The sequence below is a fragment of the Populibacterium corticicola genome (assembly GCF_042683685.1).
GTDB classification, from domain to species: domain Bacteria; phylum Actinomycetota; class Actinomycetes; order Actinomycetales; family Cellulomonadaceae; genus Timonella; species Timonella corticicola.
In genome coordinates this window covers 14,776-28,586 of record NZ_JBHUOP010000007.1, presented here as the reverse complement: position 1 = coordinate 28,586, position 13,811 = coordinate 14,776, and the positions used below count along the sequence as shown (strand labels likewise).

The window sequence follows — 13,811 nt, the reverse complement described above, 5'->3', positions numbered from 1 at the left end:
TCACTCGGTTTCCTCTGGCTTCGGCAGCCCTGCCGGGTTGACCTCGGAGACGGTGACGGCCTCGGAGGTGAGACCCCAGCGTTCGAGTACCTTGGCATACGAGCCGTCCTCGATTGCATGGTTGAGCGCCACCGCAACTGCGTCCACGAGTCCATTGCCCTTCTTGGAGGTCACGGCGATGCGCGCGGTCTCTGGCCAGCCACCGTTGAGGGTTCCAACGACTTTGAAATCTTGCGGGGCGACCGCAACCTTGAACGCCGCTGTCGCGTTGGGGCCGAAGGTAACATCGATTCGGCCCGATTGCAGGGCCAGAGTGGTGTCTCCGTCGTTTTCGAAGTACTCGATCTGTACGGCCTCGAGTCCTGCTTTCTGGTTTGTCTCATCCCATGCGAGCAGGATTTTCTCCTGGTTTGTTCCAGACCCAACTGCAACCGTCAGTCCAGCGATGTCCGCTGCCTCGGTGATGGATTCGAGTTCGGAGTCAGCTCGGGTGAGCCAGCCGAGTTCATCGTTGCGGTAGGTCGCGAAGTCGAACAGTTCCTTACGTTCCTCGGTGACAGTCACATTTGAGATGGCTGCCTCGACGTCTCCGGACTGGAGCGCGAGCGGCCAGTCGGCCCAGGCCTTGACCTCGAGTTCGAGTTCAAGTCCCAGTGCGTCCGCAACGAGCGATGCGATGTCTGGTTCATTTCCGATAGGAGTTGCCTCGTCGTCCGCGAGGAACGCGAGTGGCGGAACGTAGGCGCTCACGGACACCTTCAGTTTTCCGTCTGCCGCGATTTCTGGTGGGAGCAGTGCGATGGCCTCATCGGACTTGGTGGTGGTGATGCGGTCCTGGTCTGGCGACGTGTTCACGGTCAGACCTGCGGCCTTCACCGCTTCTTCCTGATCGCTCGCGCTTTCTTCCGCGCCGCTCGGAGTGCACGCAGCGAGGGCGATAAAGAGTGGCGCTGCTGCGATCAGAGCGATGAACTTGCGCGGGGTTGAAACGTAGGCGGTCATGATGGTGTCCTTTTCGGTTGGTTGTTGTGCCTATTGCCGACGACTCCCCCGCTGTGCGGGTTCTTACGGTCACGTAATAGTTGAGGGGTGCGGGCTGAGCCCGCCGTTGGTGTAACTCAGAGAACGCTTTCGAGGAATGCTCGGGTGCGTTGTTGTTCAGGCTGGTCGATGACTTGAGTGGGCGTGCCCTGTTCGACGATCACCCCTTGGTCCATGAAAACGACGGTGTCAGCGATTTCCTTGGCGAATCCGATTTCATGGGTGACGATGACGAGCGTGGTTCCCGAGTGTGCGAGTTCCTTGATGACGCGGAGGACCTCACCGACGAGTTCTGGGTCGAGGGCGCTCGTCGGTTCGTCGAACAACAGCACCTTTGGGTTGGTTGCGAGGGCACGCGCGATGGCTACTCGCTGTTGTTGTCCCCCGGATAGTTGACGGGGGTAGACATCTGCCTTGTCTTCGAGCCCGACTTTCTTCAGCAGCTGACGTGCTTCGCGGATCGCCTCGTTTTTGTCTCGTTTCTGTGCGGCCACGGGCGCCTCGATGATGTTCTCGAGTGCGGTGAGATGCGGGAAGAGATTGAAGTTCTGGAACACGAAGCCGATATTGGTGCGTTGCTTGAGGATTTCGCGTTCGGGAAGTTCTCGCAGTGTGTTGCCTTTGTGGCGGTATCCGACCAGGTCGTCATCGACGACGACGAAACCACTGTCAGCACGCTCCAGGTGGTTGATGACCCGTAAGAGTGTGGATTTACCTGAGCCTGAAGGACCGAGGATCACTGTGACCTCACCGGGACGAACCTCTAGGTCAACGCCGCGCAGCACTTCGAGCGTGCCAAACGACTTGTGCACGTTATGCACCTGGAGGTGACCCGTGGTGGGAGCATCTGGGTGAGTACGGTCGGTGAGGGTTGTCATGGGTGTGTCCTTATCGAGTGGTCACAGACCACGCGAGGTGCGTAGAAGGTGGGAGTTGCGCAGACCTGCGGTCGCTTTGAATGATTCGGGAACGCTTGGGTGGATCGGGCGTCCTGAGATGCGTGCAACCCAGATGAGCGCTGTCCACCGAGCTGTTTGAAGCGGTGTGGGAGGAAGGGTCCGCAAGGCTCCCTTTGAGTAGTGTCGTTCCACGTAGAACTGCACGATCGTGATGAACGTCGTGATGACGAGGTACCAGATGGCGGCCACCATGAGCAGTGGCACGACTCGCTGGTTTCGTCCGTAGATGACTCCGACCGTGTAGAACAGTTCAGAGTAGGCGAGCACGTACACGACCGAGGTGCCCTTGACCAGACCGATGATCTCGTTGACGGAGGTCGGAACGATCGTTCGCATCGCCTGCGGCAGGATGATCTTCGTGTTCTGCCGCTTTGCGGGAAGCCCCAGCGCTGCGGCGGCCTCGTGCTGTCCCTGATCCACGCCGAGGATTCCCGCCCGCACGATCTCTGCCGAGTAGGCTGCCTGCGAAAGCCCGAGCCCGAGCACTGCCGCCCCGAATTTGTTGATCACATCCAGCGTGCCGAATTCATGGAATCCTGGCCCGAACGGAATACCGAGTGTCAGCGTGGGATAAAGATAGGCGAGGTTGTACCAGAGCAGCAGTTGCAGAATCAGTGGTACGGAGCGGAACACCCAGGTGTATGCCCAGGCAATCCACTGCAAGAGCGACGACCTGCTCAGTCGCATGAGTGCGAGGACTGTACCCAGTCCAAACCCGATGACTGCGGACACAACCGTGAGGCGAATCGTTCCCCATACCCCCTCGAGGACCGACGGCCAGGTCAGATACTTGAAGACGACGTCCCATTCCCAGCGCTGGTTTGTGAGCAGTGAATTGGCGACCATCGCAAGAAGAACTGCCGCCACCGCGGTCGCGACCCAACTGCCGTAGTTCCGGTGCGGAACGACTGTGAGGCCTTCGAAGCGGTCCAGGCTTGTGGCCTTGCTGTGCGTTGGTCGTGCGAGTGTTGCCGTCATGTCAGTTCCGTTCAGTGGGTTGGAGCGCTCAGCCACTTTTCGAAAGGCAGTGGTTCTTCGTATTCGTCTGCGATTTCGTAAAGGGGCGTGTAGCCGGTCTTGAGGTAGAGGCCTTCTGCTTCGGGTTGTCTCGGACCCGTTGTGAGGTAGATGCGCGGGTATCCGAGATCGCGGATACGCGTTTCGAGTTGTTCGATGACCTGGGCTGCAAGCCCCTTTCGACGATGCGCATGATGGGTCCAGATCCGTTTGAGTTCGGCGGTCGGGACCGCCGGCCTATCGTCTGGGGTCCGGGATTCATGCGGGTATGCGCCCCGATCGATCTCGCCCAGTTCCGGTTCACTACGAGGTCGAAAGGCTCCACCTGCCACCGCCACTCCGTCTTCAAGGATCAGGATGAGTCCACCGACGGGTGGTTCGAACTCTGCTGCCGGATACCGAACCATCTCCTCTCGAAGTTCCTCTTCATCAAGGTGGTCGTGGTATCGGGCCGAATACTCCTGCGCCAGTTCCTCAAGCATTGGGGTGACACGTGGATCCGAGAGCCGAACGTCAACGATTTCCCAGTTACCCTGCCTGGATATCGTGACCGTCATCGCGGTGACTTCTCCCCGGCAGCGATAGCGACCTTCAGGACGTTTTCCGGCAGTGGGGCAGGGCAGGTGCCATAGTCCGAGAACGCGTACGGCAGGTTGTACGTGTAGTTGAAGTCGACTTCAAGGGTCGTGGACTCACTCGCTGATTCCACGACTGACAGAGACAGAATCCGCCATGGCGCCGTCCCCGGTGCCGTATCCGTGAAGAGTATCTGCGCGGGTCCGCCACGTTGCCCGACCACCTTGAGCGCGTACGTTGATCCCTCGTGCTCAAACTCGATCTGTCCAACAACCTGAACGTTGTGGATCAACCCCGGCTGCGCTCCTGTCACTTGTTCCTGGATGGCGGTGGGATACCAGGTAAGCGTGGTGCTCTTGACCCACTGCGGGGCATAGGCGAACACGGGAACCAGACCACCGTCAGCCAGCGGCTGGACCTGCGTGCCGCGCAATCGGAGGGCAGGTTGGCCGGTTCGGGTGATGAACTCAACGCGGGTACCGTCCTCAAGGACCGCTCCGATCGTTGAGCTTGCCTCGGGAACCTCAACCTCGTGGAGACCCTCAAATCCCAGCTCTGCCGGGATCTCTCCGCTTGTCGACGAGTCCCCCACCGCGATCTTGTCGGTTGCGTTCGCCTGGACGAAGATCTTGCCCTGCGTACCCCACCACTTACCGGGAAGTTGCCGGTAGGCGGCAGGCTCGTCGGAAAGCCATATCAAAGCGGTGAGGCTCAGCCAACCAAATGGTGCGGACAGGTCCTCGGCGCGCTGCGCGCGCCACTGCCGCCATGTGTCACGTGCCGTGATCGTTTCATCCACGATGCTCATGTCATGCTCCCAAAGTTGCGAGTTCAAGGGTGGAGGTGCGCTGCGGCACCGAAAGGCCAAGGTGGTCGCGGAGGGTGTCGCCCTCGTACTGCGTGCGGAACTGGCCTCGTTCCTGCAGGATCGGGACAACCTGGTCGAAGAAGTCGTCTAGGCCAGCAGGAGTCAGATGCGGCACGAGGATGAATCCGTCCGTGGCGTCACCCTGGACGTACCGGTCGATCTCGTCGGCGACCTGCTCGGGAGTACCGATCAGCTGGGCGCGAGAGGTCACGGCAATAACCAGTTCCCGGATCGACCACCTGTTGGTTTCAGCGAGTTCGCGCCACGTGCGGGCGATGGCGAGTGGATCGCGGTGGTGACGTACACGACCGCGGGTGACATTGATGTTGTCCACGTCCGGGTCAAAGCTCGGCAGCGGCCCTTCAGGATCGTATTGCGACAGGTCGCGCCCCCACACCTGCTCAATGAAGGCAATCGCGCCAGGGCCGGAGATCTGCTGTAACCGGATCTCACGGGCCTTTTCCTGGGCGTCTTGGAGCGATGTGCCGAGCACAGCAGTCGTAGCAGGAAGGATCTTGAGGTCGTTGCGGGTCCTGCCATATTTTGGAAGTCGGCCCTTCACGTCCTCATAGAAGGTTCGAGCCTCATCGAAGCTTGAGTGCGCTGAGAAGATAACGTCGGCTGTACGCGCACCGAATTCACGCCCATCAGCAGAATCGCCCGCCTGGAACAAAACTGGATGCCCCTGCGGAGCGCGGGGAGTGTCAAAGGTTCCCGCAATGTTGAAGAACTCGTTGTGGATCTCGAAGTCAGCCACCGCTCCATCTCGCAGATACTGCCCACTGCGCGCATCAGCGACTATTGCGTCAGGTGCCCACGAATCCCACAACGCCCGCGCCGCATCCACGAGGGCCTGAGCCCTCTCGTAGCGCTGCGGATACGGCAGGTAACCGCCACGGCGGAAGTTCTCACCCGTAAACGCGTCCGGACTCGTCACCAGGTTCCATGCGGCACGCCCACCAGACAAGATATCGAGGGCCGCGAACTGCCGTGCAACCTCAAACGGCTCATTGAACGTCGTGTTCAGTGTCCCGGCAAGACCCAGCTTCTCAGTCACCCCCGCAATAGCGGAGAGCACCGGCAGGGTGTCTGGTCGCCCAACCACGTCCAGATCAAAGATCTTTCCCTTGTGTTCCCGCAGTCGTAGGCCCTCAGCGAGGAAGAAGAAGTCGAATTTGGCGTCCTCCGCGCGGCGTGCAAGGTATTCAAACGAGTCAAACTCAATCTGAGACCTTGAGCGAGGGTCGCTCCACACGGTTGTGGCATTGACCCCCGGGAAGTGCACGCCCAAGTGGATTGGTTTACGTTGCGTCATGATTCGCTCCTCATTACGCCGAAGCGTTGGCTTCTGCAGTCAGTAGGGATCCAATACTCTGGCCTTGGTCTTGGTCTTGGTTCTGGTCTCGTTCGAGTTCGTAGCGGTTAGCCGGACGCTCAAGGCCAAGGTGTTCGCGGAACGTAGCGCCCCGATAGCTTCGTGGGAACAGGCCACGGTTCTGCAGTTTCGGGATCGTGAAGTCGATGACCTCCCGCAGATCGGTGTGCAGTGCGGCTGGACGGATGACAAAGCCATCGACCACGCCATCGGTGAACCACTGGGCGATCGTTCCGGCGAGCGCCGCGGCCGTGCCCACATGCCGAAGCGTAAGGGTCAGGTGGTCCGAGGTTCCCGCCGGCTCGAGGTCACGCAGGATGTCATAGCGGACCTGGGCGGTTGACGGGTTCTCGCCGGTCACCACAAAGATGTCTGCGAGCACGATGACGCTCTCGGGGTCTCTGCCATGCTCGGCGGCCTGCGCTTTGAGTCGCTGCCTCAGAGCAGATGCCTCTTCTGCGTCCTCAACTTGGATGCGCACGATGTCCGCTTCACGAGCCGCAACATCAATCGCGTGTTCCTGTTGGTCCAGATCGCGAGGGATACTCACCACCGTGACCGCGTGCCCTTGGATCGGCCGTGGCGTGATGGATGGGCCCTTGACCTTGAAGTTGATGCCCTCGTAGTCGACGTAGTGGAGCTTGTCTCGATCGACGAATCTGCTTGTCGCTGCATCGCGGATCTCCGCGTCGTCTTCCCATGAGTCCCACAGCCTACGCACCACATCGGTGACCTCGCCCGCTTCCTGCCACGCACTGTGCGCCGTTTGGACGTCTTTGCGGCCGAACAGTTTAGCTTCGGTGGCGCTCAGCGAGACCGTCGGTTCCCATCCCGCCCGACCACGGCTCACGTAATCGAGGGTCGCCACGAGCTTTGACACGTGAAATGGTTCGGTGTGGGTGACATTGATCGATGGCACCAGCCCGATGCCCCTCGTCACGGGAGCCACACGGGATGCAATCAGAGCAGAGTCAACCCGCCCCTGGTAGACGGAGTTCCCCCCAGGCTGGATTCCGAAGCTGTCGCCTATGACCGCAAAGTCAAAGACCGCATTTTGCGCTGCCGCAATATGTGACAGGAACGTTGGAAGGTCGAACTGCTGTGCATGTCTGGTGCCGACTTCACGCCAAACGGTGGGGTGAGCTCCTGCATCGGTGAGGTCAACGCCCAGGCGAAGCGCCCGGAGTCGATTTCGGGCAGGGTCAAGTTGGGACATGAAAGTTCCTTTTCAAGAATTCACTGAGTGCACACCCTCGTGTCATCGGAAAATGGGTGCACTCAGTACGGGGATTTTTGGGAAAAGGCAAATGAATTGCTGGGAAACGACAATAATCGCGGGAATTTCACTCACTGCCAAATAAGTGGCTGATGAAATGTCTAGGACCGTCAGCACTCATTGACGCCAGCGAGGACTGCTACACGAACTCTGGTCAGAAAACTTCAGTGAGTGCAACAGAGGGAAGAACAACAACGACAGCACTGCGAGGGTAAACACAGAGCGTCGGCGTTTTTGACGTGCGAAAAAACGCGCATGTTTCCCTCCTTACATAGGTGCTCGTCACGATGTGACACGGGCTGTTGTATGCCATCTGGGCCTCGTGCACCATCCGGTGATAGCGCATCTTTCGGCTCAGTGACTCGGACTTTAGGCCTATGCGCAAGCCGAGTCAACGAATCGCTCAACAATCTCACATCGTGATCCGTCCGGTTAAGCAGGGTTTCAGATTCCTCAACATTTAACAGCCTGAAACATATTCGCTTGGAACCGATTACCCCGAACTGAACTAAACTCAAAAACACCTTGCATGAATTTCAAAACCTGTATAGAGTTCTAATTGTCATCGGAATCCCTTGTTTCTTCTTTCTTAAGGTTTCCCATGACTTCCTCGTTTTCCACACCAGAGCCCGCCGCACCCACACATATCTCCGGATCTGTTCCGGTCAAGATCGCGGTAGTGAACGGCAGCCCATCCATCCCCTCGAAGACGGGTGCGCTTGCGCATGAAATCGTCGAGCGGCTCTCAAACAAACTTCCCGTGGACGTACGTTTCATCGCAGTCAACGATTTGGTGCCGTTCTTCTCGGATTCTTACGGTGACCCATCTTCGCCCATCGCCACCGCCCTTGCGACCATCGCGGACGCTGACTTCTTGATTGCAGCCTCACCCATCTACAAGGGTTCGTACACGGGGCTTTTCAAACATGTATTCGACCTGCTGCCGCCCTCGGCGCTGGCCGATAAACCGGTGCTACTCGTTGCCACCGGTGGAACGGAACGCCATACGCTCGCACTTGAGCACCAGTTCCGCCCGCTGTTCGGATTCTTCCAGGCGGACACGCTTCCCATCACGATCTATGGACACGACTCGGAGTTTGAGAACTACAAGGTGGTCTCCGCAGAGTTGGACAAGCGCATCGACAGGGCAGTCCTGCGGGCGTTGCCATTCCTGTCTGCCGATTTACGTGAGGCTTCCCTGTACCCGAGTATCTAGCCGGTTTCACCAGAACCAACGACTGTGGGGTGTCGCTACCGAGGTGGTAGCGACACCCCACAGTCGTTGGGCGTTCTTCCGGTGACTACTTCTGTGTCTCCTCATGTTCAGCAATCGCGGTCGATACGATGTGCTGCCCGCGGCGGACCACACGCCAAGACAACCACCCTGCGAGCGCGATGACCCCGAAACTTTGCAGGACGGCGAATATGCGTTGACCAGCAGTGGCGTCCTGCGACCCCTGTTCGCAGCACGGCCCGTCGAGAAGCCCGGTCACTGCTGTGCGCAACGAGGAGTAACCGCCCGAGTGTTCGCTGATCAGGGTCGGGCTCAACACTGTGAGCAGCGCAATGCCAGTGATGCCGATGATGATGAGTGCACACCAGGCGAGGCGTTGTCCCGGGGTCTCTTGCCGCACTGGAGCGTAGTTGGCACCGGCCTTGCGCACCTTGCGGGTGAGGGCCATAGCCCACACGACGGCGAAGGCAACCACACCAAGCCCGACTGCTCCAAGGGCGAATTCCATGATGGCTCCATTCTGCGGTCATCTGCATGTACGCGCATCTGACTGTACCGCGCATGGCGATGGGATCACCAGCAGAGGCCCGGCCATCTATCCGTTGGGGATTAATCTGCGATGAACTGCGCAGCGGCAGTTCCCGCGAGGCGTCCAGTACGGGTGGCTCCGATCGTTGAGGCACCTGCTCCATATCCCGCCAGGTATACGCGGGGGTCTACGAATACACGGGCTCCATCGGTTGCGATACCTCCGTGCGGAGACCTCAGCTTAAGCGGGGCAAGATGTTTGAGCGCAGGCTTGAACCCGGTTGCCCACAGGATCACGTCAACATGTTCGTGACCACCTGGCCAGGCAGGCATGATATCCCCCGCAGCCTCGGCATCCACCCCGGCAAAGACCACTCCATCGGTCGTGATACTGCGGAGAGGTCCACGTGAGATGAGGGTTCCCTGGTCAATTCCTCGCTTGTACTCATCGGTCAGGGCGAGTCCTGTGGCCCCCACAACGGAAAGGGTTTGCAGTCCCGCTTCGGTGCGTTCCCGTACGCGACGTTCTACATCGATGCCCCAGTTCATATCGAACTCGCGGTCTAGGAACACGGGCGCGCGGCGCGTTGACCAGAGGGTGTCGATACCTGCTTCAGCGAGCGGCAGGAGGAACTGCACAGCGCTTGCTCCGCCTCCCACCACGAGTACGCGTTGTCCTTCGAACTCCTGAGGTGAGCAGTAGTCCTTCGTGTGGAGTTGGCGCCCAGCAAAACTCTCAATGCCAGGATAGTAGGGCCAAAATGGCTGGTCCCAGGCTCCGGTGGCATTGATGATCGCTTGAGCAGTCCAGGTGCGTTCGGCTCCATCGGCTCGTCGCGCAGTTATCTCCAGCGGTGCTGACAGGTCATTTTCACGCGTGGAACGCACGCCGGTGACGCGGTAGGGCCGTTGCACCGCGAGCGCGAACTCGTCCTCGTAGCTGCCGTAATAGCGTGACACCACGGCTGACGCTGGCTCTTCCGGGTCGGGTTTGCCGAGTTCGAGGCCGGGTAGGTCGTGGATGCCGTGGGCCTTTCCGAGCGTGAGCGATGGCCACCGGTGCCGCCACGCGCCACCAGGCCCTTCGTTGGCATCGAGCACGATGAAATCAGTCCCCGGTTCCAGGCTTTTGCGAACGAGCGTGTGAGCGGCGCTTAACCCAGCTTGACCCGCTCCAATCACCACGATTTTCACGCGCGTGTTCTCATTGCCGACGATCCTGCCGCGTTCCAGTTCGCCCGTCCAGTTTTCGCTCACACGGGTTGGAACGGCCCGCTTGCGCAGGCTATTCCCGCATCTGTTCTTGAGTCCAACCGCAATCTCACCAAACCAATGTTGCGGTTTCATCGGCACTGTTTCGGTGAAACAGCGAAACAGCGCCGACAGCACCGCAACATCGGATAAAGCAAGAAGCGCATCGCGGCCACGGGCAAAACCGCAGCATGTAGGCGGTGCTGCCCTACTCGTCGAGAAGCTTGACGCTATCGGCGTCCTTCAGGAGCACAAAACCACGCAACGGGGCGGGTTCTACCTCGTGGATTTCAGTGAATCCCTTGGACTCGTAGAAGGCCCGCTGCTCAGGTTCGGTGTCCGTCAGGAGTACGATCTGGCGAATGTCTGTGGATCGCGACAGAATCTCGTCCATCAGCGCGCTACCAATGCCGCTTCGGTGTGACTCAGGATTGACCAGGATGTCCTGCACATAGGCGATTGTCGTGTTGTCACTGATCACGCGCGCCAATCCCAGCAGACTACCGGTCTCGTTGCGTGCGCTCAGCACATAGGTGGAACCTCGCAGTGCGTCCATCAGTGCGTCGGGGTCCTTGGTGTAGGCAACCCAACCGACTGACGCGTAGAGGTCTAGCGTTTCTTCTGGGGTCGGAATCTCTTCCGTTATCACTACACTCATACTCCATTGTGGCCCGTTTCGAGCCACGGCGCAGGTGCAAACGTTATTCTTCCGGTGCCCCGTCAGTGACTAAGTCGCCCGTGCTCTTGAGGAACTTCGGTGGGATGTTCCAGTCCATCTTGGGCATCATGTGGGCCGGATCGATGCGTTCCAGCAAACCCTGGCGGACGTTGGACCATTCCGGTGCGAGAACCGAGAAAGACATCGAGTCACACCGGGAGTTATCAGGCGCGATGCGGAAGCCTCGGAGGGTTCCCTCGTACTGGGCTCCGAGACGTGTGATCGCAGAGATGGAACGGGCGTTCCGAGAATCCGCTCGCATACTCACGCGGTAGATGCCGAGGGTCTCGAACGCATACTGCATGAGTAGGAACTTGCACACGGGGTTGACCACTCGCCCCCACATGGAACGGGCGTAGAAGGTGCGGCCGATTTCTAGGCGCTCCTGTGCCAGGTTGATGCCACACAGTGCAGTCGAACCGATGACCTCGTTGCCGTTCACTGTATCTACGACAGCGAACGGCAACAGATCACTAGCGGCAAGTGCGTCCTCGATGTAGTTGGCCATGCCAACCTCCCCAATTGGGGTCGGCGTACTCATGCCGGACCACAACTGTGGGTCGACAATTTCAGCCAGCGCACCAACGTGCGCTTGGGACAGCGGCTCCAACCGGAAGCCGTATCCCTCGAGGACAATTTCGTGTTGCATGCAGGTATCAAAGCACACGAATGGCACCCTACGGAAGAGGCAAATCTGCGGCGTAAAACACGCCCGATGGCCGCCCTCAAACTCAAGGCCACAACACGGCTACGAGCAACCGAAATCGAGGTGAACAAACAAGCCAAAAACGCCCCTCTCACACGGGGAAACGCAGGTCATCGCGATGCAGCCGAGAGGCGCTAAAAGAGATGTAGAACACGCGATGTTTTACGGTGATTCCGGGGCAAATTTTTTCCATTCGACACCCTCACTCTGCCTCATCGATCCACGCGCTCAAAGTTGAGACAGCGGACCACATTCTGACCCATGCCCGGCAAGTTTGAAGATAGTCTTGAGCGCATGGCGCGCTACCCTCATGAACTGATCGATGGAGACTACATTGAGGGCGCGCTCGCGACCGACATGAGTTTCGAGAACTCCTCCGAGGAAGGCCTACGCATCCTCGACTCAACGTTCCGTAATTGCTCGTTCGATGGAGCTAAGTTTGACCGGGGACACTTCTCAGATGTCCGGTTCGAGTCGTGTGCCGCGCCAGATCTGTCGGTCGTTGATGCGGGTCTCCAAGATGTTTTCTTCGGGCAGTCTCGGCTAGGTGGTGTCCAAGCCTATGGCACATCGTGGACTCGCGGTGGATTCGAAGGCTGTAAGATCACCTACCTCAACCTCCGCCAAGCAAAACTGACCGGTACGCGGTTCACCGGCTGCACAGTAGAAGAACTCGATCTGACATCTGCAACACTCAAAAACGTCGTGTTCGAGGACTGCACGATTGAGCACCTGGTCATGACGGCTGCGACCGCCTCAAAGGTCGATCTACGCGGCGCACGCATCTCCCGAGTCACCGACATCGGCGGGTTGAAGGGCACGATCATGAACGCCGAACAGTTCCTCGATCTGGCACCCTCGTTTGCTCGGCTACTGGGTATCACCCTCAAATAAAACAGCCATGCGCGCGAGTTTGCGCAGCCTGTGACAAGCGCGTTGCTAATCGTATGGTGATTTTCCGGGAATAGGGTTGTCTTTCTTGGTTGGTGATTCCGGAAAACCACCATGTTGGATCAGGCTTAAGCGGCAGAAACTGGAACACTCAGGAGGCACGCTTGAGCAGCACGATCACCTCGTAGTGCGAGGTGTGCGGAAACATGTCGAGCACTCGCGCTTCCACGGGCTTCAGGCTCGGCATGTGCGCCAGATCCTTGGCCAATGTGATGGCGTTGCAACTCGAATACACAACCACATTCGCGGAGCTGGCTTCCAGCCACTGCGCAAGTTCCGTTCCAATTCCACGTCGGGGCGGATTGACGACGATAACCTGCGGACCAGCCCCACGTTCCGTCCCAGCGGGGCTAGTTGAGGCGGTACCAGCAGCACCGTCAGGTCCAGTGGGCTCGCTGGGTTCCGCGACCGCGAAGGCTGTCGCGTCCATCGCGTCGAACGACAGATTTGTGATGCCCAGTTCGGCGGCCGTGGTTTTCGCGGACGCGATAGCGTCCGGGGCGATCTCGATACCCACCACGTGGCCTGCATAGGGCGCCATGTGCAGGGCGAAACCACCCACCCCACAGAACAGATCCCACGCGAGTGCGGGAGACTCGTCGGCAATCCAATCGCGCGCCTGCGCATACAGTGCCTCGGCGATGGGCGTATTGGTTTGGAAGAAACTCTGCGGGCGCAGGTTGAGCGGGACCCCGCCAACGCGCATCGTGAGAGTTTCGCGTTCGGTCAAGAAGATTTCGAGGTCGCCTTCGAGCACCGCTTTGTGTTCGGGTTGGATGTTGAGCGTGAACACAGCGATGTCGGGACGGACCGCGAGCAGCGCAGGCAGGTGTTTACGCAGCCGCGTTTCGGGTTCCCTCGACCGCGACACAAACCGGACCAGGTATTCACCATCCGGGGACTGCATGACCAGCACATACTTGAGTTCACCGCGGCGAGTACGCAGATCGTAAGGCTGCACGCGCGCGGTCGTGATAAAGGCGCGCAGGTCCTCCAGCAGCACCTTCATGTCGTTGTCGTAGAGCGGGCAGTCGTGCAGGTCGACGCCGTTCTGCTCGCCATCCAAGATGCCCAGCACTGGCGCTTCCCAGGTACCGGTGACCACCATCTTCGCCTTGTTCCGGAAACCAGACTCGGCGCTCGGGACCGCTGGAAGCCACTCTAGGTCGGGGTAATCGTGCAGGAGGTTTTGCGCGTGTGCCACCTTGTCCGCGAGCTGCTGGGAATACGGCGTGCGCAGGAGGGTGCATGATCCGCACGTTCCTGCGTCAAAGTGGTGGCACTGCATTGCTCTATTGTCTCAAGCCGGAG

14 protein-coding genes are annotated in these 13,811 nt (G+C 59.2%); 2 read left to right on the top strand and 12 right to left on the bottom strand.

The annotated features are described in order from the left end of the window. The 7 genes from ACFSYH_RS13585 to ACFSYH_RS13555 all read right to left on the bottom strand — a co-directional run bounded on the left by ACFSYH_RS13585 (position 1) and on the right by ACFSYH_RS13555 (position 7,052). The gene (locus ACFSYH_RS13585; protein ID WP_377467726.1) at positions 1 to 1,002 is read right to left on the bottom strand and encodes an ABC transporter substrate-binding protein; all 1,002 of its coding nucleotides are present in this window, start codon (positions 1,000 to 1,002) and stop codon (positions 1 to 3) included. 116 nt (positions 1,003 to 1,118) lie between these two features. Continuing rightward, positions 1,119 to 1,919, bottom strand: a complete 801-nt coding sequence (locus ACFSYH_RS13580; RefSeq protein WP_377467724.1) for an amino acid ABC transporter ATP-binding protein — start codon at positions 1,917 to 1,919, stop codon at positions 1,119 to 1,121. Positions 1,920 to 1,940: 21 nt separating this feature from the next. Continuing rightward, complete coding sequence (locus ACFSYH_RS13575; protein WP_377467722.1) at positions 1,941 to 2,978, bottom strand: amino acid ABC transporter permease; 1,038 nt, start codon at positions 2,976 to 2,978, stop codon at positions 1,941 to 1,943. An 11-nt stretch (positions 2,979 to 2,989) separates the two neighbouring features. After that, positions 2,990 to 3,574, bottom strand: coding sequence for a GNAT family N-acetyltransferase (locus ACFSYH_RS13570; protein ID WP_377467720.1), 585 nt, complete (start codon positions 3,572 to 3,574; stop codon positions 2,990 to 2,992). Beyond that, positions 3,571 to 4,401, bottom strand: a complete 831-nt coding sequence (locus ACFSYH_RS13565; protein WP_377467718.1) for a DUF1684 domain-containing protein — start codon at positions 4,399 to 4,401, stop codon at positions 3,571 to 3,573. The genes ACFSYH_RS13570 and ACFSYH_RS13565 overlap by 4 nt, the downstream gene beginning before the upstream one ends. Position 4,402: 1 nt before the next feature. Next, positions 4,403 to 5,776 (bottom strand): NtaA/DmoA family FMN-dependent monooxygenase, encoded by a 1,374-nt coding sequence (locus ACFSYH_RS13560; RefSeq protein ID WP_377467715.1) that lies wholly within the window; start codon positions 5,774 to 5,776, stop codon positions 4,403 to 4,405. A 13-nt stretch (positions 5,777 to 5,789) separates the two neighbouring features. Further along, positions 5,790 to 7,052, bottom strand: coding sequence for an LLM class flavin-dependent oxidoreductase (locus ACFSYH_RS13555; RefSeq protein ID WP_377467712.1), 1,263 nt, complete (start codon positions 7,050 to 7,052; stop codon positions 5,790 to 5,792). Positions 7,053 to 7,713: 661 nt separating this feature from the next. Here ACFSYH_RS13555 and ACFSYH_RS13550 point away from each other — a divergent pair. Continuing rightward, positions 7,714 to 8,328 (top strand): NAD(P)H-dependent oxidoreductase, encoded by a 615-nt coding sequence (locus ACFSYH_RS13550; protein WP_377467710.1) that lies wholly within the window; start codon positions 7,714 to 7,716, stop codon positions 8,326 to 8,328. Between the two features lie 85 nt (positions 8,329 to 8,413). Here the strand turns inward: ACFSYH_RS13550 and ACFSYH_RS13545 are convergent, their stop codons facing one another. From ACFSYH_RS13545 to ACFSYH_RS13530, 4 genes are all read right to left on the bottom strand, one after another. Then, on the bottom strand, positions 8,414 to 8,854 hold the full coding sequence (locus tag ACFSYH_RS13545; protein WP_377467708.1) for a hypothetical protein: 441 nt from the start codon (positions 8,852 to 8,854) through the stop codon (positions 8,414 to 8,416). 101 nt (positions 8,855 to 8,955) lie between these two features. Continuing rightward, positions 8,956 to 10,221 (bottom strand): NAD(P)-binding domain-containing protein, encoded by a 1,266-nt coding sequence (locus ACFSYH_RS13540; RefSeq protein ID WP_377467705.1) that lies wholly within the window; start codon positions 10,219 to 10,221, stop codon positions 8,956 to 8,958. 112 nt (positions 10,222 to 10,333) lie between these two features. Continuing rightward, positions 10,334 to 10,783 (bottom strand): GNAT family N-acetyltransferase, encoded by a 450-nt coding sequence (locus tag ACFSYH_RS13535; protein ID WP_377467703.1) that lies wholly within the window; start codon positions 10,781 to 10,783, stop codon positions 10,334 to 10,336. A gap of 43 nt (positions 10,784 to 10,826) precedes the next feature. Next, positions 10,827 to 11,492, bottom strand: coding sequence for a GNAT family N-acetyltransferase (locus ACFSYH_RS13530; RefSeq protein WP_377467700.1), 666 nt, complete (start codon positions 11,490 to 11,492; stop codon positions 10,827 to 10,829). A gap of 351 nt (positions 11,493 to 11,843) precedes the next feature. On the opposite strand from ACFSYH_RS13530, the gene ACFSYH_RS13525 reads away from it, so the two are divergent. After that, a complete protein-coding gene (locus ACFSYH_RS13525; RefSeq protein ID WP_377467698.1) occupies positions 11,844 to 12,443 on the top strand; it encodes a pentapeptide repeat-containing protein in 600 nt (199 codons plus the stop codon). Between the two features lie 148 nt (positions 12,444 to 12,591). Here ACFSYH_RS13525 and ACFSYH_RS13520 read toward each other — a convergent pair whose 3' ends face one another. Next, positions 12,592 to 13,788: a methyltransferase domain-containing protein gene (locus tag ACFSYH_RS13520; protein ID WP_377467696.1), complete on the bottom strand. Its 1,197-nt coding sequence runs from the start codon at positions 13,786 to 13,788 to the stop codon at positions 12,592 to 12,594. Positions 13,789 to 13,811 lie beyond the last annotated feature (23 nt).

Coding starts and splice junctions, on each gene's coding strand:
- ACFSYH_RS13575 (WP_377467722.1), bottom strand. CDS start 2,978: ATGACGGCAACACTCGCACGACCAACGCACAGCAAGGCCACAAGCCTG.
- ACFSYH_RS13520 (WP_377467696.1), bottom strand. CDS start 13,788: ATGCAGTGCCACCACTTTGACGCAGGAACGTGCGGATCATGCACCCTC.
- ACFSYH_RS13585 (WP_377467726.1), bottom strand. CDS start 1,002: ATGACCGCCTACGTTTCAACCCCGCGCAAGTTCATCGCTCTGATCGCA.
- ACFSYH_RS13540 (WP_377467705.1), bottom strand. CDS start 10,221: ATGAAACCGCAACATTGGTTTGGTGAGATTGCGGTTGGACTCAAGAAC.
- ACFSYH_RS13525 (WP_377467698.1), top strand. CDS start 11,844: ATGGCGCGCTACCCTCATGAACTGATCGATGGAGACTACATTGAGGGC.
- ACFSYH_RS13560 (WP_377467715.1), bottom strand. CDS start 5,776: ATGACGCAACGTAAACCAATCCACTTGGGCGTGCACTTCCCGGGGGTC.
- ACFSYH_RS13570 (WP_377467720.1), bottom strand. CDS start 3,574: ATGACGGTCACGATATCCAGGCAGGGTAACTGGGAAATCGTTGACGTT.
- ACFSYH_RS13545 (WP_377467708.1), bottom strand. CDS start 8,854: ATGGAATTCGCCCTTGGAGCAGTCGGGCTTGGTGTGGTTGCCTTCGCC.
- ACFSYH_RS13580 (WP_377467724.1), bottom strand. CDS start 1,919: ATGACAACCCTCACCGACCGTACTCACCCAGATGCTCCCACCACGGGT.
- ACFSYH_RS13565 (WP_377467718.1), bottom strand. CDS start 4,401: ATGAGCATCGTGGATGAAACGATCACGGCACGTGACACATGGCGGCAG.
- ACFSYH_RS13555 (WP_377467712.1), bottom strand. CDS start 7,052: ATGTCCCAACTTGACCCTGCCCGAAATCGACTCCGGGCGCTTCGCCTG.
- ACFSYH_RS13550 (WP_377467710.1), top strand. CDS start 7,714: ATGACTTCCTCGTTTTCCACACCAGAGCCCGCCGCACCCACACATATC.
- ACFSYH_RS13535 (WP_377467703.1), bottom strand. CDS start 10,783: ATGAGTGTAGTGATAACGGAAGAGATTCCGACCCCAGAAGAAACGCTA.
- ACFSYH_RS13530 (WP_377467700.1), bottom strand. CDS start 11,492: ATGCAACACGAAATTGTCCTCGAGGGATACGGCTTCCGGTTGGAGCCG.